This is a genomic window from Actinobacillus ureae ATCC 25976 (genome assembly GCF_000188255.1).
In the GTDB taxonomy this organism is placed as follows: domain Bacteria; phylum Pseudomonadota; class Gammaproteobacteria; order Enterobacterales; family Pasteurellaceae; genus Actinobacillus; species Actinobacillus ureae.
This window is the reverse complement of the sequence record NZ_GL831080.1, coordinates 459,242-482,892: the sequence shown is the minus strand read 5'-3', so window position 1 is coordinate 482,892 and position 23,651 is coordinate 459,242. Positions and strand designations below refer to the sequence as shown.

At 39.8% G+C, this 23,651-nt stretch carries 17 protein-coding genes and 2 pseudogenes; 7 read left to right on the top strand and 12 right to left on the bottom strand.

Annotated elements, in window-relative coordinates; all coding sequences use genetic code 11:
• Positions 1-133 precede the first annotated feature (133 nt).
• Positions 134-1,384: pseudogene (locus tag HMPREF0027_RS02425) on the top strand (SLC13 family permease); the annotation flags it as partial.
• Here the strand turns inward: HMPREF0027_RS02425 and HMPREF0027_RS02420 are convergent.
• From HMPREF0027_RS02420 to malE, 6 genes are all read right to left on the bottom strand, one after another.
• A complete protein-coding gene (locus tag HMPREF0027_RS02420; RefSeq protein ID WP_005621961.1) occupies positions 1,380-2,174 on the bottom strand; it encodes a TatD family hydrolase in 795 nt (264 codons plus the stop codon). The pseudogene HMPREF0027_RS02425 and the gene HMPREF0027_RS02420 overlap by 5 nt on opposite strands.
• A gap of 67 nt (positions 2,175-2,241) precedes the next feature.
• Entirely contained in the window at positions 2,242-3,828 is a 1,587-nt protein-coding gene (locus tag HMPREF0027_RS02415; protein WP_005621959.1) for a carbon starvation CstA family protein, read from the bottom strand.
• A gap of 220 nt (positions 3,829-4,048) precedes the next feature.
• Positions 4,049-6,097, bottom strand: a complete 2,049-nt coding sequence (gene malQ, locus HMPREF0027_RS02410; protein WP_005621957.1) for a 4-alpha-glucanotransferase — start codon at positions 6,095-6,097, stop codon at positions 4,049-4,051.
• 59 nt (positions 6,098-6,156) lie between these two features.
• Positions 6,157-7,047 (bottom strand): maltose ABC transporter permease MalG, encoded by an 891-nt coding sequence (gene malG, locus HMPREF0027_RS02405; protein WP_005621954.1) that lies wholly within the window; start codon positions 7,045-7,047, stop codon positions 6,157-6,159.
• 50 nt (positions 7,048-7,097) lie between these two features.
• Positions 7,098-8,648, bottom strand: coding sequence for a maltose ABC transporter permease MalF (malF, locus tag HMPREF0027_RS02400; protein ID WP_005621952.1), 1,551 nt, complete (start codon positions 8,646-8,648; stop codon positions 7,098-7,100).
• A 78-nt stretch (positions 8,649-8,726) separates the two neighbouring features.
• Positions 8,727-9,911, bottom strand: a complete 1,185-nt coding sequence (gene malE, locus HMPREF0027_RS02395) for a maltose/maltodextrin ABC transporter substrate-binding protein MalE (RefSeq protein WP_044024227.1) — start codon at positions 9,909-9,911, stop codon at positions 8,727-8,729.
• 333 nt (positions 9,912-10,244) lie between these two features.
• Between malE and malK the strand changes: the two genes are divergently transcribed.
• The 4 genes from malK (at position 10,245) to malT (ending at position 16,514) form a co-directional block, all read left to right on the top strand.
• Entirely contained in the window at positions 10,245-11,384 is a 1,140-nt protein-coding gene (gene malK / locus HMPREF0027_RS02390) for a maltose/maltodextrin ABC transporter ATP-binding protein MalK (protein ID WP_005621945.1), read from the top strand.
• A 69-nt stretch (positions 11,385-11,453) separates the two neighbouring features.
• Entirely contained in the window at positions 11,454-12,725 is a 1,272-nt protein-coding gene (locus tag HMPREF0027_RS02385; protein ID WP_005621943.1) for a maltoporin, read from the top strand.
• Positions 12,726-12,796: 71 nt separating this feature from the next.
• Positions 12,797-13,684, top strand: coding sequence for a maltose operon protein MalM (gene malM / locus HMPREF0027_RS02380; RefSeq protein WP_005621941.1), 888 nt, complete (start codon positions 12,797-12,799; stop codon positions 13,682-13,684).
• A 112-nt stretch (positions 13,685-13,796) separates the two neighbouring features.
• On the top strand, positions 13,797-16,514 hold the full coding sequence (malT, locus tag HMPREF0027_RS02375; RefSeq protein WP_005621939.1) for an HTH-type transcriptional regulator MalT: 2,718 nt from the start codon (positions 13,797-13,799) through the stop codon (positions 16,512-16,514).
• A 169-nt stretch (positions 16,515-16,683) separates the two neighbouring features.
• Here the strand turns inward: malT and glgP are convergent, their stop codons facing one another.
• The 4 genes from glgP to serB all read right to left on the bottom strand — a co-directional run bounded on the left by glgP (position 16,684) and on the right by serB (position 20,847).
• Positions 16,684-19,083: a glycogen/starch/alpha-glucan family phosphorylase gene (gene glgP, locus HMPREF0027_RS02370; protein WP_005621937.1), complete on the bottom strand. Its 2,400-nt coding sequence runs from the start codon at positions 19,081-19,083 to the stop codon at positions 16,684-16,686.
• A gap of 107 nt (positions 19,084-19,190) precedes the next feature.
• Positions 19,191-19,388, bottom strand: a complete 198-nt coding sequence (locus HMPREF0027_RS02365; RefSeq protein WP_005621935.1) for a DUF5363 domain-containing protein — start codon at positions 19,386-19,388, stop codon at positions 19,191-19,193.
• 48 nt (positions 19,389-19,436) lie between these two features.
• Positions 19,437-19,928 carry a YajQ family cyclic di-GMP-binding protein gene (locus HMPREF0027_RS02360; protein WP_005621934.1) on the bottom strand — a complete coding sequence of 164 codons (492 nt, stop codon included), beginning with the start codon at positions 19,926-19,928 and terminating at the stop codon, positions 19,437-19,439.
• Positions 19,929-19,977: 49 nt separating this feature from the next.
• Entirely contained in the window at positions 19,978-20,847 is an 870-nt protein-coding gene (gene serB, locus HMPREF0027_RS02355) for a phosphoserine phosphatase SerB (RefSeq protein ID WP_005621932.1), read from the bottom strand.
• Positions 20,848-20,938: 91 nt separating this feature from the next.
• Between serB and HMPREF0027_RS02350 the strand changes: the two genes are divergently transcribed.
• On the top strand, positions 20,939-21,616 hold the full coding sequence (locus HMPREF0027_RS02350) for a YtjB family periplasmic protein (RefSeq protein WP_005621930.1): 678 nt from the start codon (positions 20,939-20,941) through the stop codon (positions 21,614-21,616).
• Positions 21,617-21,707: 91 nt separating this feature from the next.
• The gene (gene infA / locus HMPREF0027_RS02345) at positions 21,708-21,926 is read left to right on the top strand and encodes a translation initiation factor IF-1 (RefSeq protein ID WP_005598198.1); all 219 of its coding nucleotides are present in this window, start codon (positions 21,708-21,710) and stop codon (positions 21,924-21,926) included.
• A gap of 156 nt (positions 21,927-22,082) precedes the next feature.
• Here the strand turns inward: infA and HMPREF0027_RS02340 are convergent, their stop codons facing one another.
• On the bottom strand, positions 22,083-23,270 hold the full coding sequence (locus HMPREF0027_RS02340) for a BaiN/RdsA family NAD(P)/FAD-dependent oxidoreductase (RefSeq protein WP_005621927.1): 1,188 nt from the start codon (positions 23,268-23,270) through the stop codon (positions 22,083-22,085).
• Positions 23,270-23,620, bottom strand: a pseudogene (locus tag HMPREF0027_RS02335) (DsrE/DsrF/TusD sulfur relay family protein). Before HMPREF0027_RS02335 ends, HMPREF0027_RS02340 begins: the two are co-directional and overlap by 1 nt.
• Between the last annotated feature and the right edge of the window lie 31 nt (positions 23,621-23,651).

Here is a 23,651-nt window from a genome sequence, read left to right as displayed (position 1 = left end):
CCCCTAATTTAATGTTAATAAAAAGTTAAAAATATTTTTGAGAAAGTTCACATTTCTCTTACATTTCCATTTCTTTCCTTAAAATTTTGTGTATAGTGCCTTTGTATTTTAATTGTTCAATTGTGGGGACGCAATGGACGCAACTTCTGTTTCTCTTAACAAAACCAATATTCGTAATAACGTGATTTTTATTGCGAATGTTGCACTGTTTTTTTATTCTCCTCAACACCTTACCTTTTGCGCCCGAAGCAAATAAAGGCTTGGCGTTATTAGTATTTGTTGCTGTATTGTGGCTTACTGAAGCTTTACATGTTACGGTAACGGCATTACTGGTGCCGATTCTTTCAATAGCGTTAGGATTGGTTAAATCTAAGGATGCATTAGTTGCTTTCGCTGATCCGACAATTTTCCTGTTCTTTGGTGGTTTCGCTCTAGCGACCGCATTACATATTCAGCAATTAGACCGCTTAATTGCAAATAAGATTATGGCAATGGCAAAGGGCAAACTTTCTGTTGCGGTGATTTATTTGTTTGCAGTAACAGCATTCCTTTCTATGTGGATGAGTAATACTGCAACAGCGGCAATGATGTTACCGTTAGCCTTAGGCTTATTAAGCAATATGGATAAAGAGCGAGAGCATAATACTTTTGCTTTTGTTATTTTAGGTATTGCGTATAGTGCAGGTCTTGGCGGTATGGGGACTTTAGTAGGTAGCCCTCCGAATGCAATTGCTGCATCACAATTAGGTATTGGTTTTGCCGAGTGGTTAATGTATGGCTTACCAATGGTTGCGATTTTATTACCAATGGCATTAGTGGTGCTATATTTTAACTTCCGTCCAAAGTTTTCCGGTAGTTTTGAATTTCATGCGGAAGATATTCCGATGAATCGCAAGCGCCTTATTACTCTAGGCATTTTCGTAGTGATTGCACTTTGTTGGGTTTTTGGTCAACAAGTGAATAGTTTTATTTCACCTCTCTTAGGCTTATCAAAAAATATTGGTAGTTTTGATAGTATCGTTGCGATGATAGCCGCTCTTGCTTTATGTGCATCACGTGTAACAACTTGGAACCAGTTACAAGAAGGAACCGAATGGGGCGTATTATTCTTATTCGGTGGCGGTTTAACCCTAAGTTATGTGTTAGTCATACCGGTGCAAGTAAAATTATGGCGGAAGGTATAGTTTCATTAATTGAAGGCAAACACTATTATATTATCTGCTTGATTATTGCGGCGTTTATTGTATGTCTAACTGAATTTACCTCGAATACAACGAGTGCAGCATTACTTGTGCCGATCTTTATTTCAATTGCGGAGTCATTAAACCTTGATCCTCGTGCATTTGCCTTAATTATCGGGTTTGGTGCTTCGTGTGCGTTTATTTATACCAAAATAATTTCTCACTGGTTTGCCAGATGGCCTCGGCAATTTCTTGTGGTGATTCATCGCGTAATTCACAAAGAGATTGGAAAGTCACAGCCAATCGCTCTGGACGGTTTGGTTTTCCTTGAAAGCCAAATACAGGCATATCGGGCGAGTCAGTTTCCAGTAATAAACTTTCTAAAGGCAGCTTACGAATAGCCTCTCTGGTTTTATTAGCTCTTGCGTAGGTGATTGTGCCACCCACCCCAATTTTATAACCTAAATCAACAAAGCGTTTTGCTTGGTCATAACTTCCGGCAAACCCGTGAATTACTCCCGTATGCGATAATTGGGCTTTTTTCAGAAAGACTGGAAGTTGGTCATGGCTTTTCCGAGAATGTAAATTTACCGGTAAATTAAACCGCTTGGCAAAACCAAGTTGTGCTTCTAAATATTCACACTGCTTATACCAAAGTTCGGGGGTACAAAGTGTTTCTACCGCTCTTTCTAAACCAATTTCCGCAATTGCAGTACATTGTGGATCTTGTTGTGCTAATAACGATTCTAAATAATCTAAATGAACTGTTTGGTGTTGTTGAATATAAAGCGGGTGTAATCCTAAGCCGTAAACCAAATGCTTCGGTGCTTGCTTAGCACAAGCGGTCACTTTTACAAAATTTTTTGCAAATACCGACACAATTAAAATACGAGTGACATTTGAATGTTTGGCATTTTCAACAAGTTGAGTAATGGAAAGGTTGACGCTTTCTGCTACATAATCTAGATGAGTATGAGTGTCAAAGAATTGCATATAGGAGAATTATTTAAAATAAAAAAGCGAGGAAATTATCCCCGCTTTTAAAATATCAATCAATAGATTAATTTGCTACATAAGCATCTTCATCGCGTTCACCTAATGGTTTAAGCATAGTGAAGAATAGTACGATACAAATAATTGTTGCTGCTATACCTAAGTAAACGGAAAGTTGATAATCTAAACCGAAGCCGATTTTGTTATAGAACAAGTAGGTTGCACATACGGTTGTAATAAACCATGCGGGGATCGAACATACCCAATGGAATTTTTTGTAACGATATAAATATGCAGCTGCAGTCCAAAGCATTACCATTGCTGTCATTTGGTTTGCCCAAGTGAAGTAACGCCATAAGATACTGAAGTCAATTTTTGATACCACGAAACCTAATGCGAATAATGGTACTGCAATCATTAAGCGTTTAGTTAATGAACGTTGATCAATTTTAAAGAGTTCAGCCAATTGTAAACGTGCAGCACGGAATGCAGTATCACCTGAAGTAATTGGTAATACTATTACGCCTAATACGGCGAAAATACCACCGATAAAGCCTAAGAAGTGTAATGAGCTGTCATAAACCACTTTAGACGGTGAACCTGCCGAAATAGCATCTTGTAATGCTTGTGGGTTTTCATAGAATGCAAGACCTACCATACACCATACTAATGCGATAACACCTTCAGTAATCATTGCACCGTAGAAAATAAAACGACCTTCGCTTTCATTTTCCGCACAACGTGCCATTAATGGGGTTTGCGTTGCGTGGAAGCCTGACAATGCACCACAAGAAATAGTTAAGAATAATAAAGGCCAAATCGGAACATCGCCCTTCACTTGGAAGTTTTGCGTGAATTTCTCCCATGTTAAACCTTGACCGTCTGCATTAATCGTGCGGAAGAATTCGATTGGATCGGTTGCACTGAAATGTGAAGTGATTAAACCGTACACCATACCGATCGACATAAACAGCAATAATGCACCGAAGAATGGGTAGATTCGACCGATAATTTTATCAATCGGAAGTAAGGTTGCTAAGATATAGTAAGCAAAGATGATTAATGTCCAAACAGAGATAACAGTTGCTTTATCCATACCCCAAACCGTTAAGCCGCCTGCTTCAACTGCGTGGTGAAGTGCTTCCGTATCGTTTAGTTGTAATGTTCCGCCTGTCGCACCGAAGACGTCCATCGTAATGGTTGCCATTAATTGTGCTGGGCTTGCTACAAATACCACACCAACAAGTAGAAGAAGAACAAGTGCCATCACGTTGATGAATACTTTAACCGGACGACCTAAGAATTTACCCGCTAAAGCCGGCATTGTTGCACCACCGTTACGAATACTTAACATACCACAGAAGTAGTCATGTACCGCACCGGCAAAAATACAACCGATAACGATCCAAAGCATTGCGACCGGACCATATAGTGCGCCGAGAATTGGACCAAAAATAGGGCCTGTTCCTGCAATATTTAATAATTGAATGAGCCAAATTTTTGTTTTTGACATTGGCATGTAGTCAACACCGTCGTTCATCGCATAAGCCGGTGTTGTTTTTTTCGGGTTGATCACAAAGATTTTCTCAATGATCTTCCCATAGACAAAGTAGCCTAGTACGAGAACTGCTACACAAAAGAAAAACCACAACATAGTAAAGGTAACCTTATAAAAGTTTGAATAATCTGGATATTACAAATCGCCAAAAGGCGTTGTATTTTAGTGATATACGTGAATAAAGTAAATTAAGTTCGTTACGATAAATGGGTGTTTATGTAATAAATGTGAATAACTTCCAATTTTTATCCAAGTCCTCCTCTTTTAAATAACCTATAATTTATAAAAATAGCCACAATGCTTTATGGCTATATCCTTATTTATTTCGTTTTTGTTCGAAAGCATCAAGTAGTTGATTGATTTGCTCGTGGTTGAAAATCTCATTAATTGTATAGCTTAATTTTCTACGCCAATTCGGATATTCATTACTTGTTCCGGGAATATTTACCGGCTCGAGCATATTTAGCCAATCTTCCGGCTGAGTGCCAAATAAAGCAGAATTGGTATCCGCTACATACATTTGTAATTGATGTACAAATTTTAAGTTTACGCCTTCGCTATCTTTTGCAAGATCTTGGACTTTTTCGACCGCTTGTCTAATCGCTTCTTTATTGAAATGGCGACTTTGTTTCAGAATATTAAGCACTTTCTCACTTGGGTAAACACCAAATTTCTTGCCTAAATCAAAGTCGTAGCCTTTCCAGTAGCCTTGTAGGGTTGGTAAATCATGCGTACTGAGTGTCGTCATCGCTTGATATGGATAATTAGCTAATGGCTTACTGTCGTGTTGATCCCATTCAAAATAGAAAATGTTATAAGCGAGAATACCTTTGTCTTCTAATTTCTGTAGCATACCTTTCGGTACTGTACCAAGTGCTTCAGCAATGATTAAACACTGATTTCGCTGACTTTCTAACGCAAGAATTGCTAACAAATCTTCTAGCGGATAACGTACATAAGCGCCGTTTTTAGCCGAATCGCCTTTTGCCACCCACCACATACGTGCAAAACCAAGAATGTGGTCGATACGTAATGCACCGCAATCTTTCATATTGGCACGTAATAAATCAATAAATGGCTGGTATCCTCTAGCTTGTAGCACTTCCGGATGCATCGGTGATAAGCCCCAGTTTTGTCCGTTTGGTGCCATAATATCCGGTGGTGCACCGACAGAGGCATCTAGCACAAATAACTCTTTATCCGCCCAAGTTTCCGCACCGTTATCGGCAACGCCTACCGCTAAATCACGGTAAAAGCCGATAGGCATATTGAGTGCTTTTGCCAATTGATTACACGCTCTTAATTGCTGTTGAGCCACAAATTGCAACCACATATAGAAACGAACTAATTGGCTATGTTCCGTTTGGAATGCCTGTACTACATTTGATGCGTAGTCTTGATATTCTTGCGCCCAGAAATTCCAACCCCATTGCTCGCTAAATTGGTTGGATAACCAATAATGCAATGCGTCGAATGTACCTTGCACTTTTAGGCTTTCGCCGTATTCATTGATAAATTGTTCGAAAGCTTGTTGATCTTGCTGAACGAAAGTGGCATAGGCTAAACGTAATCCTTCGAGTTTTAAGCGCATCACTTGCGAATAATCTACGTAGTCTTTTGCTCTTGCCTCAATAAGCTGTTGTTGAACTTCTGCGGAATGAAACCAGGCTTGCGCTTCGCTAGATTGTTGGAAGGCATCAATCGCTGCTACATCGATATAAACAATGTTTTGCCATAAACGAGATGAAGGGCTATAAGGGCTGGCACTTTCCGGATTGGCTGGGAAAATTGCATGAATTGGATTTAGCCCAACAAAATCACCACCTTTTTCAGCAAGTCGACTTAGGAAGGTTTTCAAATCGCTAAAATCGCCGATGCCCCAGTTATGTTCGGAACGAAGCGTATAGAGTTGTAAAATTGCGCCCCATAATTTTTGTTTTTGTTGTAATTCTTTTGGCTGGAAAGCAGTTTTCGGCGTAATAATCAGGCGGCAGCTTAGTGAATAATGCTCACTTTTAAGCTGTAAATGATGATAGCCGAGAGGCAGAGCTTTCGGTAAATTGATCGCATTACGTTTTACTTTACCGCAACGTATTTCACCGTTTTCTAAGTGAAGTTGCCAGCGAGCTTGTAACGCTTTATTGCTATTTGCAAGATTTAGTCGAATATAGACTGCTTGTCCTTCTGTTGCTACCTTTACAGGAGGAATAATTGGTTTGCTTTTAGGAGAACCTAAGCGTTTTGCAATTTTGTGACAGACCGCTTGGCTGGCATAACGGCGTCTGCCATATTCATCAAAGAAATAAGGATTAAGGTATGGGTGAAGCGATTTCATTGTGATTTTCCTTTTTTGCTTAGTGAGCATAGCCTCATAAGCGGTTATTTTTTATTTATTTTTTGCAAATCGGAGGAGGTCCTCCAATGTTATCCTTTTACGCCACCGGCAGTTAAACCACCGACTAACCAGCGTTGTGCTAATAAGAATACAAGTGTGATTGGAATAGCAGACAAGATGGCTGCTGCGGCAAAGTCGCCCCAGAGGTAGTTTTGCGGGTGTAAATACTGTTGCATACCTACTGCAAGCGTGTAGTTATCAACATCTCGTAACAATAAGGATGCAACCGGTACTTCGATAATGCTTGAGATAAACGAGAGGATAAATACAACTGCCAAAATCGGTACGGAAAGCGGTAGTAAAATTAAGCGGAAAGTTTGCCACGGGCTTGCTCCGTCGAGGGCTGCGGCTTCTTCAAGCGATTTATCAATAGTTTCAAAATAACCTTTGATTGTCCAAACGTGCATTGCGATACCGCCTAAGTAGGCAAAGATTACTCCGCCGTGCGTATTTAAACCTAAGAATGGAATGTAATCGCTTAGACGATCAAATAAGGCATATAACGCGACTAATGAAAGTACTGCCGGAAACATTTGGAAAATTAACATCGATTTCAGTAATAAACTTTTACCGGCAAAACGCAAACGAGCAAAAGCATACGCAGCAGTGGTTGAAAGTGCGAGGGTAATTAATGCCGTAATCCCTGCGACTTTGACGGAATTCCATAGCCAAAGTAAAACAGGGAATGGCGGTGGGGTTATACTTCCGTCTGCATGAGTAACACTAATGCCTAAGGCGAGTTTCCAGTGTTCAAGTGAAATTTCATTTGGGATCAATTCACCGATTGCTAGGTTTCCGGGACGTAATGAAATCCCGATAATCATCAGCATCGGGAATAAGATAATTGCACAAAAACAGATTAGAAAAAGATGCGTGGAAAATAAACGCAATTTCATTGATTTAGGTTGAACAATAGCCATAGTTGATATCCTCTTTGCTCCTTCTTCGTGTGTAGAAGGAGCAACGTCAATTAATCTTGTGATAATTTCGTCATTCTGATTTGGAATAATGCTAATCCGCTTACTAGCAAGAAGATGATGACGGCGATTGCAGCCGCTAAACCAAAATCTTGCGTACCGCTACCTTCAAAGGCAATACGATAAGTGTAACTGACCAGTAAATCGGTATGACCAGCCGGTGTTGTTGTACCTACCATATTTGGGCCACCGTTGGTCAATAACTGGATTAATACAAAGTTATTAAAGTTAAAGGCGAAGCTGGCAATCATTAACGGCATAAGCGGTTTAACCAATAAAGGCATAGTAATTTTCGTGAAATTTTGCCATACGCTTGCACCATCAATTGCAGACGCTTCATATAAATCTTGCGGAATTGCTTTTAGCAAGCCCATGCAGACAATCATCATATACGGGTAGCCTAACCAAGTATTCACAATCAGTAACATTGCCTTAGCTAAGAACGGATCATTAAACCATTCCGGACGGATATCGAAGAGCTGATTCAGAATGAGGTTGATTTCACCGAAACTTTGATTAAATAACCCTTTAAAAACTAAGATAGAAATAAAGCCCGGTACAGCGTAAGGTAATATGAGTAACAGGCGATAAATCGCTTTACCTTTTAATGCTTCCCATTGCACTAGAGAAGCAAAAATCATCCCGAGTAATGTAGTAAAAACAACGGTTAAAAGGGCAAAAATAACCGTCCAAATAAAGATTTTAATAAATGGTTCTTGAACGCCGTCATCCGTTAAAATTTTAATGAAGTTTTGCCAGCCTACTGAAACGGTATAACCCGGCTCTAATCGATTGCCTGTAAAATTACCGTGTTCGTCAATTGGTTGGAAAAATCCGATCTCATTATTTGGTTTATAGCGCTCACCATTTTCATGGTTAGTTAAAATTTGGTTTTGTTCATCAAACGTATAACGAGCTTTTTGTTCAGCAAATTGGCGAAGCGAACTCATAGTGACAATTTGCTCATTAGGCAGTAATACTTTTATCGCTTGTAATTTAGTGCGGTTTTGAGTGATTGTTTTTAGTTGTGCTGTTGATATATTCGGAAATTGTTCTACTTCAGCGACACTTAATTCGCTAGGAAGAACCTCCAATACAAGCGGTTCAGAAAGATAATTTTTTTGCGAATTCGGATTACTTAATGCAATTTGATACTGATTTTCGCTTGTTTGTAACAATTTGAAATTCAAATGATCGCCTGCTGCGTAAGTCTGATTTTGTAATTGGCGGACGACTTGTTCAAAGTTAAGTTGATTGGATCCGCTATAATTTGTAAAGGCGATAACGACAGTACAGATTAACGGGAATAACACAAAAATCCCCATAGCAGAAACGCCAGGGTAAACATAGCGCCAACGATAAGTTGATTGATTTGAAAAAATATAGATCCCTGTGGTCACAACAACTAAAACAAGTAAGGCAAAGAGAATTTCGCCTTGTAGATAAATGGTGAACACGAGGTAGAAAGAAAGCAGATAGAGTAATCCGATAAATAGACGTTTAGCCCAAAGTTGAGAAGGGGGCATTGTATCTGATGTTGGCATAGTGTTTCCCCTGTAAATTGATAAGCTGGAGGTATAGGACGCCTCTAATAGGCGTCCTAACAGTGAGGTTAGCAAAAGTTATTCTTTTTCAATTTTTGCCTGTGCTTCATCAAGTGCTGCTTTTACAGATTGACGACCGCTTGTCGCATTGCCAATAGCTGCTTTTTCTGAATACCAGAAACGGCTCATTTGTGGAATGTTTGGCATAATTTCGCCGTTTTCCGCATTCGCCATCGTTGCAGCAATACGAGGATCTTTGGCAAGTTTTTCTTGGAAAGATTTTAATGCAACAGCACCTAATGGCGCGTCTTTGTTGACGGTTGTGAGTCCTTCATCGGTTAATAAGTGATTTTCTAAGAATTCTTTTGCTAAGTCTTGGTTAGGACTAGAGGCATTCACTGCAGCACTTAATACCCCAACAAATGGTTTAGAGGCTTTGCCATTGAGCGTCGGAAGAACGGCTACGCCGTAGTTGATTCCGCTTTTCTCAATATTTGCCCAAGACCACGGACCATTAATAGTTAAAGCGGTATTCCCTTTATTAAATGCTGCTTCCGAAACAGCATAGTCCATATCGGCGTTAATTACTTTTTTATTTACTAAATCAACAACGAATTGTAAGCCTTTTTGCGCACCTTCATTATTTACACCAATATCTTTAACATCATAGCCGTTTGGTGTAAATTTGAATGCATAAGCGCCTTGAGACGAAATAACCGGCCATGTGAAATAGGGTTCTTGTAAGTTCCACATAATGGCACTTTTACCTTTAGCTTTTAATTCTTTATCAAGTTTCTCTACTTCTTCCCATGTTTTTGGTGGTGTCGCAACTAAATCTTTATTATAGATTAATGAAATCGCTTCAATCGCAATTGGGTAAGCAATTTGTTTACCGTTATATTTATTCGCATCCCAACCGATGTCAGATAATTTTGCTTTAAATTCAGCACTTGGTTTTACTTCGGCTAATAAACCGGCTTGAGCGTAGCCACCGAAACGGTCATGGGCGAAGATAATCACGTCAGGACCATCGCCGGTTGAAGCAACTTGTGGGAATAATTCTTCTAATTTCCCCGGATGTTCTACTGTCACTTTAACACCGGTTTCCGCTTCAAACTTTTTACCTACTTCGGCTAAACCGTTATAACCTTTATCTGCACTAATCCAGATATTGAGTTGACCTTCCACAATTTTTGCATTGACACCTTGAGCAATACAAAGTCCTGTTAATACAGCTAATGCGGTTTTAGTGAGTTTTTTCATAGGATTTTCCTCATTTAATTTTAGAGATAGACTGACTTTCCAGTCTTTTACGCAGAGTATAATAAAGAATTTACCCATCATTTCATCATCCCCCATCCTCCTCCCCATAACCGAATTTATTGATGTAGCTCACAGATTTTGGGGAAATCCCAATTTTTTGTGAATATGATCACAAAATTTCAGGTATTTTTTGTGATCAAATTCACAAAAAAACAAGAAAAAATGGAATAAAAACATTGAGTTGCGGAAAGAAAAAATTTACTGAAAGTATGATGTGGAAAAAAGAGAAATACGTAAACTACGTAACAAATTTCAAGCGAGAGGGATAAAAAAATGACAGATGTTCGATTAGTAAACGTATGCAAATCGTATGGCAATGTACATATTTCTAAAGATGTTAATTTAGAAATTAAAGACGGCGAATTTGTTGTTTTTGTCGGCCCGTCAGGCTGTGGTAAATCAACCGTATTACGAATGATTGCTGGCTTGGAAGAAATTACCTCCGGTGATTTATTTATCGGGGATAAACGAATAAATGATGTACCGCCGGCAAATCGAAATATCGGTATGGTATTCCAATCTTATGCCCTCTATCCCCATCTTTCTGTTGCAGAAAATATGTCGTTTGGTTTGAAACTCGCCGGAGCAAAAAAAGAAGAAATTGACCAGCGAGTTAACCAAGTCGCGGAAATTCTGCAACTCGCTCATTTACTAAATCGCAAGCCGAAAGAATTGTCGGGCGGTCAACGTCAGCGTGTTGCAATTGGGCGTACCTTAGTCTCACAGCCCGAAGTGTTTTTATTGGATGAACCGCTTTCAAATTTAGATGCGGCATTACGTGTGCAAATGCGTGTAGAAATCTCAAAATTACATAAAAAACTTGGCAGAACAATGATTTATGTAACGCATGACCAAATCGAAGCAATGACGCTCGCTGATAAAATTGTTGTTTTACAAGCGCTTTCTGCAGGCAGCAATCTTACAACGAACGTTGCTCAAGTGGGTAAGCCATTAGAGCTTTATCATTACCCAGCAAATCGTTTTGTGGCGGGTTTTATCGGATCACCTAAGATGAATTTCTTACCGGTACGAGTGATTGATGTACGAGAAGGTGGGGTAAAAATTGAATTACCGGACTCAACCCATTTGAATTTCTGGGTACCGGTTGAAAGTGGTGGCGTAAAAGTAGGAGATAACCTTTCATTAGGTATTCGTCCGGAACATTTATTACCGTGTGAAAAAAGTGAAGTTTGTATTTCCGGCATGGTAAAAGTGGTAGAACAATTGGGTAATGAAACGCAAGTTCATATTGAAATGCCACCGATTAAACAGAGTCTGGTCTATCGCCAAAATGACATTGTATTAGTGAAAGAAGGTGATTCAATGTCGATTGGTATTAATCCGAATCGTTGTCACCTTTTCCGAGAAGATGGCACGGCATGTAAACGTTTATTTGTCGAGCAAGGCGTATAAATGTTCTTAAGGGTTTCCCTTAAATTTTAATAATGAAAAAAACTGTCTGAAAAGAGAAAGGAGTTTCCTATGAACCTCAATAAAACGATGTTAGCAACTTTAGTTTCAAGTGCTTTACTTTCAACCAGTGCATTAGCGGTTGATTTCCACGGTTATGCACGTTCCGGTATTGGCTGGACTTCAGGTGGTGGCGAGCAATCGGCATTTACTGTGAATGGTGGCGGTTCTAAATACCGTTTAGGTAATGAAGCAGAAACTTATGCGGAATTAAAATTAGGTCAAGAGCTTTATAAAAACGGTGAGAAATCTATTTATTTAGACTCTAACGTTGCTTATTCGGTGAATCAACAAGTGGACTGGGAAGCAACTAATCCTGCACTTCGTGAAATTAACGTACAGTTCAAGAACTTCGCTGACAGCTTACCGGGCGCTACTTTATGGGCTGGTAAACGTTTCTACCAACGTCACGATGTACATATGAATGACTTCTACTACTGGGATATTTCAGGCCCGGGTGCGGGGGTTGAAAATATTGATGTCGGTTTCGGTAAACTCTCCTTAGCGGTAACTCGTAATACTGAAAAAGATGGTGCGTATAGTTGGAAATATGATCCAATGACTAAAAAATGGCAAAGTAGCCAAGATAAAAATAAAGACGTTTATAACGATGTATTCGATATCCGTTTAGCCGGTCTTGAAACGAATAAAGACGGTTCATTAGAAATCGGTTTTGACTTTGGTAATGCGCATACTAAAGATGGTGCAATCTATGAAAAAGATGCGACTAAACGTGGCTATATGGCAACTATTGAGCACACTCAAGGTAACTTCTTCGGCGGTTTTAATAAATTTACCGCACAGTATGCTAAAGATGCAATGACATCATGGAGTACAGGTCACTCACAAGGCGGTTCTGCAAATAATAAAGGCGATATGCTTCGTTTAATTAACCAAGGTGTTGTACAAGCAAGCGATAAAGTAGAAGTAATGTATGCGTTAATCTACGAAAAAACAGACTTAGATAATAAGCGAGGTAAAACTTGGTACTCAGCAGGTATTCGTCCGATGTATAAATGGAACGATACAATAAGCACCTTATTAGAAGTAGGTTATGACCGTATTAAAGATCAAGCAAGCGGTAAGAAAAATGATCTAATGAAATACACCATTGCGCAACAATGGCAAGCGGGTAGTAGCATTTGGGCTCGCCCTGCAATCCGTGTATTCGGCACTTACGCACACTGGAATGACAAATTTAACACGGCAAATCGCACAGACGCTGGTTATAAAGCGAAAGACGGCGAGTTTATCGGCGGTGTTCAATTTGAAGCATGGTGGTAATTGAGCCATTTGGGGCGTATGTATTACGCCCCTTTATACGATGTAACAGATAATTTTTTAGAGAGGCATTTATGAAAACCAAAATTGCAGCATTTTTATCAAGTGTTTTATTTGCATCGGTTGCTATGGCAACTACGCCATCAAAAACAGAGCTAAGCCGTTTTGGTTGGCAAGATGTGACTTTCTCACAAAAGGTTGTTAATAAACTTTCAGAAAAACAAATCCGTACATTTAGCCAAACGTTGGCAGGCACAAATAGTGCGGTAGTCGGTTATAAAATTCCGGCAAATCAAGGCACCGTGAAGATTAAAATCAGCAGTTTAGTGGTAGATAATAAACATATTTTTGTACCGAATGTTTTAGTTCTGGATGCGAATTTTAATGAATCGCTAACATACCCCGCTTCGCAATTTAAAGTCGTGGAAGAGCGTGGTTTTGAAGGCGGGCAAATTCAAGCGGAATTAAGTTTAACGCCGGCAATCGGACAAGATTTTATTTATTTACTGATCTACACCACTGAAAAGGATCTTGCTGGCCAAACGACATTTACTCATCCAGTAAAATTATATGAAAAAGCAAAAGGTAATCAACCACCCGCAATTGCAGATTTACAAGTAAAACACACTAATTCAGGGCAAATTCAAATTAATGTAGATGGTGTTCAGAGTACTCAATTTGTCGGTCTAGGTAATGTAGCTAATGGCGGCGTGTTATTTGAAGCGAAACCGACTGTTAGTCAAACGGTAGGAGTGGAAGTACAGGCGGTTAAAAATCCACAAAGAAATGCAAAACAGAAAGCAGTAGAGAAAACCACAGAACAATACTTTAATGAAGCGGTTATGCAGGCATTAAAAAATAATGATATTAGTAAAGCGATGAATTTAGTAAACGAAGCGGAGCAACTCGGGCTTTCTTCGCCGCGTCAAATTTTCTTAAAACAAGTTTCTGCTAAAAAATAGATGTTTTTTTCTTTCTCCTTTTGCCACTGAATTTTCAGTGGCCTTTTTATTTCCACTAACTAAATAAGGAGAAAATTGTTAGAATCTCCATATCGTATGTAATGGAGGAAAAATGCAAGCGACATTTTCAAGATTGATTCCAACTAAACTCATTTCTAATAAAGTCAATCGAACCACAAAAGCGACAGAAACCGTTGAACGAACATTACTCTTAAATGAATTAAATCGGGCTGAATTTTACCCGATGACGCTTGTTATTGCACCGGCAGGTTATGGTAAAACAACACTGGTTTGCCAATGGAAAGAAAAACAATTAGCGAAAAACCAACGTATCGGTTGGTACTCACTTGACGAAAGTGACAATAAAACTGAACAATTCTCCGCTTATTTTACCGCAGCACTCTCGCAAGCGACCGACCTCTCTTTTTCCGGAATTGTTTACCAAAATAATTTGGTAGATTATTTCTCTCAGTTATTGATTCAGCTTTCTCAGGTGCGTAGCCACTTTTACTTAGTGATAGACGATTATCACCATATTGAAAATAGTGAAATTCACGATGCGCTTCGTTTTTGGTTAAAGCATCAACCACAGACGATGAGCCTGATTGTCTTATCACGTTTAACCCCTCCGTTAAGTATTACTAATTTACGAATTCATGAGCAACTATTAGAAATTGATGTGCATCAGCTGGCATTTACGCCGACCGAAACCCGCCAATTTTTAGCATTAAAATTTAATGAGCCACTCACAGACGATGAAGTATTTTCGCTTTGTGATCGGGTTGAAGGCTGGGCAACGGCATTACAATTAGTCAGTTTTGCGGTGAAACAAAATCCTGAATTATTGCGTTCGCCGGAAAAATTATTTGCTAAGCTCAATCAACAACATATTGCCGATTATCTGAATGAAGAAGTATTCCATTACGTTGAGCCGGAAATTAAGTTATTTATGCAACGCTGTGCGATTTTACGTTCGATGAATGAAAAATTAGTACTTGCTCTCACTAAAGATGAAAATGGCGTAAAAAAACTCGATGAATTAGAAAAAATGGGGCTTTTTATTCAACGGATCTTGCATGATGATGATGAAATTTGGTGGAAATTTCATCCGATCTTAGCATCTTATCTTGCGCAAAGTTGTCGTTTAGAACTGCCGTGTGAATGGCAAGAGCTACATAAAATTGCAGCGATGATGTGGCTGAAATTAGGATATGGATCCGAGGCGCTTTATCATGCGCAGATGTTGGAAGATTCTCAAACGCTTTATACCATTTTACAAGAACATGGTTGGTCGTTATTTCATCAAGGTCAGCTTAAGTTATTGGAAGACTGTTTGGCATTACTTTCAGCGCAGCAACTTTGGCAAGATTCAAACTTAGTGCTGTTAAAAGCGTGGCTTGCACAGAGCCAGCACCGTCATCAAGAAGTATCGGGTATTTTGCAAAAATTTCAGCCAAATCAACCGCTTGTTGCCGATTTACAAGCACGTTTTGATGCACTAAAAGCACAGGTAGCAATTAATGAGGGCAATGATGAGCAGGCCTATAATTTAGCAAAACAGGCACTTGTTCATCTGTCGTCCGATTTCGGTTATGCACAAATTGTTGCAAATTCCATTATTGGAGAAGCACAACATTGCCGTGGTTATTTGAAAGAGGGTTTGGCTCAAATGCAGAAAGTGGAGAAAATGGCATTAGAGCAAAGGGCCTATCATCAATGGTTATGGTCGAAGCTGCAACAAGCGGAAATTTTATCGGCACAGGGCTTTTGGCAGTCTGCCTATGATTTGCTGAAAGACACCACTTTGCAAGCGCAGCATTTACACCAAATTCCGATGCATGAATTTCTATTGCGTTTAAAAGGACAAATCTTGTGGGAATGGCATCATTTAGACCAAGCGGAAGCGATGACGAATGCCGGTATTGAAGTCTTAGAAAAAGAGGGCGAACAAGCGCATTGTTTGGCATTGTTGGCAAAGGTTTCGCTGACTAAAGGCGATTTAAATAATGCCGGACGTTTGATAGAACAATGTCGTAATTTAATTATTGCTCAGGCGGTGCATTGGGATTGGCGTTCAACTTTTGACGAAGTACAAATGCTGTATTGGCAAATCAGTGATGATAAGTCACATTTGGAAAGTTGGTTGACGCAAGTCAGTTTTCCGGAACAAGACAATAATCACTTTTTACAACGCCAATGGCGAAATATTGCTCGTTGTTATTTGTTACAGGATAATTTTGAACAAGCGTTGAATATTTTGAATCGCCTGTTACAAACTTCTGCGACCTTTAATTTGATCAGTGATACGCAACGAGCGCTGATTTTGCGTAATCGAGTATTTTATCGCCAAGGTAGAATGGATCTGGCTCAAAAAGATTTGATCCGAGCGTTAAATCTAACTCAACAAACCAATTTTATCAGTGCTTTTGTGATTGAAGGTGATTTGATGGCGCAGCAAATCCGTCAGTTGTTACAAATCAATGTGTTGGATGAGCTTTCGACCCACAAAGCGCAATTTATTTTGCGGAGTATTAACCAGCACAATCGCCATAAATTTGCGCATTTTGATGAGGAATTTGTCGCTAACTTGTTGAAGAATCCACAAGTACCGGAGTTACTTAAAATTAGCCCACTTACAGCGAGAGAATGGCAGGTGCTCGGTTTAATTTATTCAGGCTACAGTAATGAACAGATTTCACAAGAATTGGTGGTGGCGATAACCACGATTAAAACGCATATTCGTAATCTGTATCAAAAAATCGGTGTGGCAAATCGTAGTGAAGCGATTGAATATACACGCAGTTTATTGAGAATGATGGGATATAGTTAATTTTCACGAAAAATACATTCGCTAATGATAACTCTCTTTTTGTGGGAGAAAGATGGGAAAATTTGCAAAATTTCGTATATTTTTAACCGCTTACCCCTCTCCCTGATTTTTCTTCTAAATGAAGAAAAATCTGTCCCTCGCCCACAAGGGGCGAGGGTTATTTCTTTCGTTATTTTTTCCAAATTCTGGTTTGGTAATCACGAATTGAGCGATCTGAGCTAAAGCTGCCGAGACGAGCGGTATTCAGAATCGTAGATTTTAACCAAGCGGTCTGATTTTGGTAACGTTTTGCAACTTCTTGTTGTGCTTCACGGTAGCTGGCAAAATCGGCTAATACGCAGAAATAGTCTTTGTTTAGCAAATCATAAACCAATGGTTCGAAGATTTCTTGATTACCACCGGCAAATGAGCCGTCCGCTAACGCATCAATCGCTTTACGTAATACTTCGTCTTGTTCGTAATATTCACGAGCAACATAGCCTTTTTCTCGTAATTCACGTACTGATTCAACCGTATGACCGAAAATCACCACGTTTTCCTCGCCGGCAAATTCGGCAATTTCCACATTCGCACCGTCAAGCGTACCTAAAGTAATCGCTCCGTTTAGGGCTAATTTCATATTACCGGTACCGGATGCTTCTTTACCTGCAAGGGAAATTTGTTCGGAAACATCCGCCGCCGGAATGATTTTTTCCGCCAGACTTACACTGTAATTAGGTAAAAATGCTACTTGTAATTTACCTTGCATTTCCGGATCGTGATTGATGACGTGCGCCACATTATTAATCGCTTGAATAATTTGCTTCGCCATAAAGTAGCCCGGAGCTGCTTTGCCGGCAAAAATAAAGACGCGTGGCACAAATGGCATATCCGGATTGGCTTTCAGCTCTTGATAAGTGGCGATGATATTTAATAAATTGAGGTGCTGACGTTTATATTCGTGGAAGCGTTTAATTTGTACGTCAAAGATCGCATTTTGATTCACTTGGATACCCAGTGTTTCTTCAATCACTTGTGCCAGCGCCTGTTTATTTTGTTGCTTAATCTCAGCGTAAGCGGTCTGAAATGCCGAATTTTCTGCAAGCGGTTTGATTTGACGTAACAGCTCTAAATTTTGTGTCCAGTCGCCTTCAATATGTTGATCGAGTAAGGCACTTAATAACGGGTTAGCTTGACGGATCCAACGGCGTGGAGTGATACCGTTCGTCACATTATGGAATCTGCCGTTAAATAATTTCGCATAAGCAGGGAATAAATCGCTAATCACTAAATCCGAGTGAATTTGTGCCACACCGTTAACCGCAAATGAACCGACTACGCAAAGGTTAGCCATACGTACACGGTTATTAGCGATAATTGCTGTTTCGTCCCATACGTTGGCTAATTCATCTTCACTAAAACAGGCTTTGACTTGTTGGTAAAGTTCAAGGTTGATGCGTTCAATGATGATCAAATGACGAGGTAATAGTTTAGCAACAAGGTTTTGATCCCATTGTTCTAGTGCTTCTGGTAACAAGGTATGGTTGGTATAAGCGAATACTTTTGAACAGATTGACCAAGCTTTTTCCCAACTGTAACCGTATTGGTCGAGTAATAAGCGTATTAATTCAGGAATCGCAATCGCAGGGTGAGTATCATTTAATTGAATCACTTCAAATTCAGCTAATTGATCAAGCGTTCTGCCTTTTGCTAAATGGTTTTTGAGAATATCTGCGACTGAACAAGCACAATGGAAATATTGTTGCATTAGGCGCAGTTCTTTACCGTTTTGGTGGTTATCATTCGGGTAAAGCACTTTGGTAATTTTTGACGCATCAATTACCATTGATTCCGAATCTAAATACTCGCCGTCATTGAATTTTGCTAAATCAAAAGCGGTTTCACTGTAGCCTTGCCATAAGCGTAACGGTTGTTGTACGCCTTTATAACCGACTACCGGTAAATCAAATGCTTCACCGTAAATTGTCCATGCCGGTTGCCATCTGTATTTATCGCCGGTAATGTGACGAACTTCGCCAGCAAAGCCAACTGCTTGGCGGAAATCTGCACGGTGTGACTGTAATGGGAAGAAATCACGTCCCCACGCATCGCCTTCTTCATATTGTCTGCCCGCCCAGTCAAAACTTTGTTTGAATAAGCCGTATTGATAATGTAAGCCATAACCGACCGCCGGTTGTGCGATACTTGCCATTGAGTCTAAATAGCACGCTGCTAAGCGTCCTAATCCGCCGTTACCGAACGCCGGATCGGTTTCTTGTTCTAAAATATCGACTAAGGTTTTGCCGTATTTCGCCACTTCATCTACTACATATTGGTATACGCCGAGATTCTGTAAGTTATTGCCGAGTAAGCGCCCGACTAAAAATTCCATTGAAAGGTAGTTAACCTTACGGGTATCTGCAAGCGGTGTGTTTTTAGGGAAAAATTGCAAAGCGGCTTGGTGTGCGACTTGTGCCACCAGCTGATACCATTGTTGTTCGGATAATTGAGTTGGATTTAAAGAACGTTCTTCGCAGTAAGCTTGTAAACTGCGGTCAAATAATGCTGAAAATTGTGCCGTGATCGCCATACATTTTCTCCAGAGTGAAAGTAAGAAATCTTTCGCTATTATCAAAAAGCCATGAAATAAAAAAATCCTCCCCGCTAAAATTAGTCAGGGAGGATTTAGTAGTAGGACTAGCTTGATTGCTGTTCTGTCGCGTTTTTATCTTGTGATTTTGCCGGTTTCGGTTCTTTTTCAGGATCGAATTTCACTACCGGCACGCAGCCACGGCAAGCACCTTGGTTTACTCCGAGTTCTTCACAAAATTTATCATATTTTGCCAGCATTTTTTTGAACCAGCTTTGTGATGTATCTGACGATTTACCAGACATAGTTCACCTCATCAAATTTGCAAAAAAATTGCAAAATTTAACCGCTTGTTAGTCGCGGAAGTTATTAAATTGGAATGGTTGACCAAGTTCTGCGCCTTTTACTAGCTGGATTGCTGCTTGTAAATCATCACGAGATTTACCGGTTACACGCACTTGCTCGCCTTGAATTTGAGTCTGAACTTTAATTTTTGAATCTTTGATCAATTTTGTGATCTTCTTCGCCATTTCGGTTTCAATACCCTGTTTAAGTTTGATCTCTTTTGAGTAAAGTTTGCCGTGGTGTTCCGCTCCACTTGGAATATCAAGTGAGTTGTGTTCAATGCCACGTTTTACACAAGAACCGATTAAAATCTCGATTAATTGCTCTAATTGGAAATCAGACTCGGTGGTTAATTTAATGCTTTCGTTTTTTTCGTTAAGCTCAATAATCGCTTCAACGCCACGAAAGTCATAACGTGTGCTTAAAACACGGCTAGCATTTTCAACGGCGTTACGCACTTCGTGCATTGTAATTTCAGAAACAATATCAAAAGATGGCATTTTTTATTCCTCATTATTGAAAACTACGGCTAACACAGTTTGCATTAGCCTAGTTGGATGATACATAGAGATTTTTCGCATTAAGCAGCACGCACAATGCGCTCAAGTCGCCAAAGTTTATCACAAATTTTGCCTGTTCTTGAACTTTTGGTTTGGCATGTAATGCAACTCCGAGAGCAGCGCTTTTGATCATCAGTAAATCATTTGCCCCGTCACCAATCGCTACCCATTGCTGCTGTGGAATTTTAAATTGTTCACCTAATCGGGTTAAGGTTTCTGCTTTATATTGTACATCTACCACTTTTCCTAACACCACGCCGGTTAATTCACCGTCAATAATTTCTAACTGATTCGAAACCGCATAATCTAATTGATATTTCTCTTTTAAATAATCAGCGAAATAGTCAAAGCCGCCCGAGGCAATTGCAAGTTTCCAACCGTATGCTTTTAGCTCACTGACCATTTGTTCAAAACCGTCCATCAGCGGTAGTTTTTCTCGTACGGTTTGTAAAATGCTTTCCGGTGCATTTTCCAGCGTACCAACCCGTTTACGTAAACTTTGCTCGAAATCCAGTTCACCGCGCATGGCACTTGCGGTGATTGCCGAGACGATTTCACCGGAACCTGCAAGCTTAGCGATCTCATCAATACACTCGATTTTGATTGCAGTAGAGTCCATATCCATAACCAATAAGCCAGCTTCTGCAAGATTCGGCACAATTGCTAGATCCGCTACATCGGCTGCTATTTGGCTTGCTGCTTCTCGTAAATCACAGGCGGTCACATTTGTCTCAAAAAATGCAAGGCTATAGCCTAAATAGACTGCTTGCTTTACACATACTGCACCGGTTTGCGCTGAAAATTGCTGAATGTGTTGTTCGTTTAGTTGCTTGGCAAAGATAAAAATGGTGTTTGGCATAGTGTTCTCTTTTTAATAGACATTTTGGAATTGTACATAGATAATACGTGTTCGAATTATCTATTATCGACTATTTATTAGCAATTAATCTATGTATTTACCCCGTGAAAAACTCGTGAAAATCGGTTTACTTGCTGGCATTAGCGCATTATGCATAATGGTGGTGAGTGTGATTTTAAGCGGTGTTAACCAGTTTAAATTAGGTTCACAACTGGCGAGTGTAAACCAAGTTTCCAATCTTTCGCATTTATTGGTGCGTCAGCAAGCGAATTTGTTTTCGTTGATGTTGGTGAAAAATGTAAGAAATGAAGATTTGATCGAAGCGTTGGATACGTTCTCGAAAGAAGATTTTGTGATTGATGCCAGTTTGTATTCACCGTCAGGCACTTTGATTGCCCAAAGCCATAATGCTTTAGAACTTAAGTCGTTACTCAAACAAGACAATACGAAAGAGAATGCTCAGCAGCTAGCAACTCAACAAATTGTAGAACCGATTTTTTCTCAGCAAGATTTAGTTGGCTTTTTGCGTGTGACATTTGATGCGCAATATGGGCAAACGACCAAAAGTAAAGTGGAGCGTATTTTCCATCAGCTATATGGTCAACTGATTATTTTAGTCTTGGCAGGCATCTTGCTCGCAAGTAGTTACCATTATTTCTTCCGCCGTAAAAGTGTGGTGATGCATTCGCCGATTAAGTTACCGACAACCACGACTAAGACCCAAACCCAGCGTTTTCATTCGCGCCGCCGTACATTTAGACGTAAGTAATCGCTTGGAAATGATTGTAATTTAGGCTGATGAGAGTATAATAACTCCCGTTTTTTTATTTATATCCAAACCCTAATTTAAAGAGGAATCAATGGCTAAAGAAGATTGCATTGAGATGCAAGGTACAATTTTAGAAACCTTACCAAATACAATGTTTCGTGTGGAATTAGAAAACGGTCACGTTGTTACCGCACATATTTCAGGTAAAATGCGTAAAAACTATATCCGTATTTTAACCGGTGATAAAGTAACGGTAGAAATGACGCCATACGATTTAAGCAAAGCACGTATTATTTTCCGTGCACGTTAATTAAAGGCTTAAAACAAAAAACGGAAGTTGAGAAATCAGCTTCCGTTTTTTGTTTATCCCATTTGACTTAAGGTCGTTTTATTTTTACTTTGTGTAACATTTATTTCCACATCACACACCGGTGTTCTCCGTGTATTCTGTGGTTAATTATAAACACTATTTTTCAATAATCGCTTCCGCACACGCAAAAGCGGACGACCATGCCCACTGGAAATTATAGCCACCGAGCCAGCCGATCACATCCAACACTTCGCCGATAAAATAAAGCCCTTCGGTATGTTTCGCTTGCATCGTTTTGGACGAAATAAAATCGGTATCTACACCACCCATTGTGACCTCGGCGGTGCGGTAGCCTTCCGTTCCGTTGGGTAAAAATTGCCAATGGTGAATCAGTTGATCTAACTGAGCTAATTCCGCTTTGCTTAGCTGAGCAATCACATTATCTTTGAAATCACCTTGTTCCAACCAAAGCTCGACTAATTTTTTCGGTAAGTAACGACTTAATACGGTTTTTAACTGTAATTTCGGCGAAGATTGACGCAATTCACTTAAAATTGTTGAAATGTCATCAGAAGGTAACAAATCAATTTCTACCGTTTCACCCAAGTCCCAATAATTAGAAATTTGCAAAATTGCTGGGCCGGATAAACCTCGATGAGTAAACAACATTTGATTACTAAAACTTTGCTGCCCACAAGTGGCGCGAATCGGTAACGCAATGCCGGAAAGTGTCGCAAAATGTTTGTCCGAGTCTTTCCAAGTAAAAGGCACAAGGCTTGCTCGTGGTGGAATCACCGGAATATTGAATTGTTCTGCAATTTTATAACCGAATGGGCTAGCGCCTAACGCTGGCATAGATAAGCCGCCGGTGGCGATGACTAAATGCTTGGTTTCAAAGGTTTCACTAGCGGTCTGAATTTGGAAATTTTTTGCAAATTTTTCGACAGAAATGACCGCTTGTCGTAAAAAGATTTCCACTTTGCCTTTGTCACATTCCGCTTGCAGTAAATCGACAATTTGCTGCGAGCTTTCATTACAGAATAATTGCCCTAATTCTTTTTCGTGGTAGCTAATCCCGTATTGTGCCACTAAAGCGATAAAGTCCCAGTTGGTGTAACGAGCCAACGCCGATTTTACGAAATGTTTGTTTTGACTGAGGTAATGATTTGCTGTGACTTCTAAATTAGTAAAGTTACAAAAGCCGCCACCGGACATTAAAATTTTGCGTCCGATTTTTTTACCTGAGTCTAAAACAGCGACTCGTTTGCCGGCTTGCCCTAGCTGTGCGGCACAGAATAAACCGGATGCACCGGCACCAATAATAACGACATCAAAATGTTGCATTAGAAATTTAATACCTTGTCTGCTTCGATTGTCCGATCCGCCAGTTCAATCAGTGTACCGATTTCTACACCGTCTGCCAGTGGTAATTCAGTAATGCCACGTGCATTGGTACAGGTTTTACAAAGTTTAACCGTTGCGCCCTGTGCGGTGAGAATTTCCAGCATTTATTGTAAGTTGTAGCCTTCCGCTGGATTTTGTTTTTTCAAACCTGCCGTGACGGAATCGGACATTAAGAATAATTTGATTTGAGCTTTATGCTGTTCTTGAATTTGTAGCGCTAAACGTAAACCGCTAAATAAAGATTCATTGCCGTAAGGCGCGGAGTTGAAGATAAAGAGGAGTTTTTGCATAAGTGTTCCTTTAAAAAGACGGAATACACAA

Bases quoted from the DNA above. Each gene is read 5' to 3' on its own strand.
- malT (WP_005621939.1), top strand. From the start codon at position 13,797: ATGCAAGCGACATTTTCAAGATTGATTCCAACTAAACTCATTTCTAAT.
- HMPREF0027_RS02385 (WP_005621943.1), top strand. From the start codon at position 11,454: ATGAACCTCAATAAAACGATGTTAGCAACTTTAGTTTCAAGTGCTTTA.
- HMPREF0027_RS02340 (WP_005621927.1), bottom strand. From the start codon at position 23,270: ATGCAACATTTTGATGTCGTTATTATTGGTGCCGGTGCATCCGGTTTA.
- HMPREF0027_RS02365 (WP_005621935.1), bottom strand. From the start codon at position 19,388: ATGTCTGGTAAATCGTCAGATACATCACAAAGCTGGTTCAAAAAAATG.
- glgP (WP_005621937.1), bottom strand. From the start codon at position 19,083: ATGGCGATCACGGCACAATTTTCAGCATTATTTGACCGCAGTTTACAA.
- HMPREF0027_RS02350 (WP_005621930.1), top strand. From the start codon at position 20,939: ATGTATTTACCCCGTGAAAAACTCGTGAAAATCGGTTTACTTGCTGGC.
- malF (WP_005621952.1), bottom strand. From the start codon at position 8,648: ATGCCAACATCAGATACAATGCCCCCTTCTCAACTTTGGGCTAAACGT.
- HMPREF0027_RS02360 (WP_005621934.1), bottom strand. From the start codon at position 19,928: ATGCCATCTTTTGATATTGTTTCTGAAATTACAATGCACGAAGTGCGT.
- malK (WP_005621945.1), top strand. From the start codon at position 10,245: ATGACAGATGTTCGATTAGTAAACGTATGCAAATCGTATGGCAATGTA.
- malG (WP_005621954.1), bottom strand. From the start codon at position 7,047: ATGGCTATTGTTCAACCTAAATCAATGAAATTGCGTTTATTTTCCACG.
- malQ (WP_005621957.1), bottom strand. From the start codon at position 6,097: ATGCTCACTAAGCAAAAAAGGAAAATCACAATGAAATCGCTTCACCCA.
- serB (WP_005621932.1), bottom strand. From the start codon at position 20,847: ATGCCAAACACCATTTTTATCTTTGCCAAGCAACTAAACGAACAACAC.
- infA (WP_005598198.1), top strand. From the start codon at position 21,708: ATGGCTAAAGAAGATTGCATTGAGATGCAAGGTACAATTTTAGAAACC.
- malM (WP_005621941.1), top strand. From the start codon at position 12,797: ATGAAAACCAAAATTGCAGCATTTTTATCAAGTGTTTTATTTGCATCG.
- malE (WP_044024227.1), bottom strand. From the start codon at position 9,911: ATGAAAAAACTCACTAAAACCGCATTAGCTGTATTAACAGGACTTTGT.
- HMPREF0027_RS02420 (WP_005621961.1), bottom strand. From the start codon at position 2,174: ATGCAATTCTTTGACACTCATACTCATCTAGATTATGTAGCAGAAAGC.
- HMPREF0027_RS02415 (WP_005621959.1), bottom strand. From the start codon at position 3,828: ATGTTGTGGTTTTTCTTTTGTGTAGCAGTTCTCGTACTAGGCTACTTT.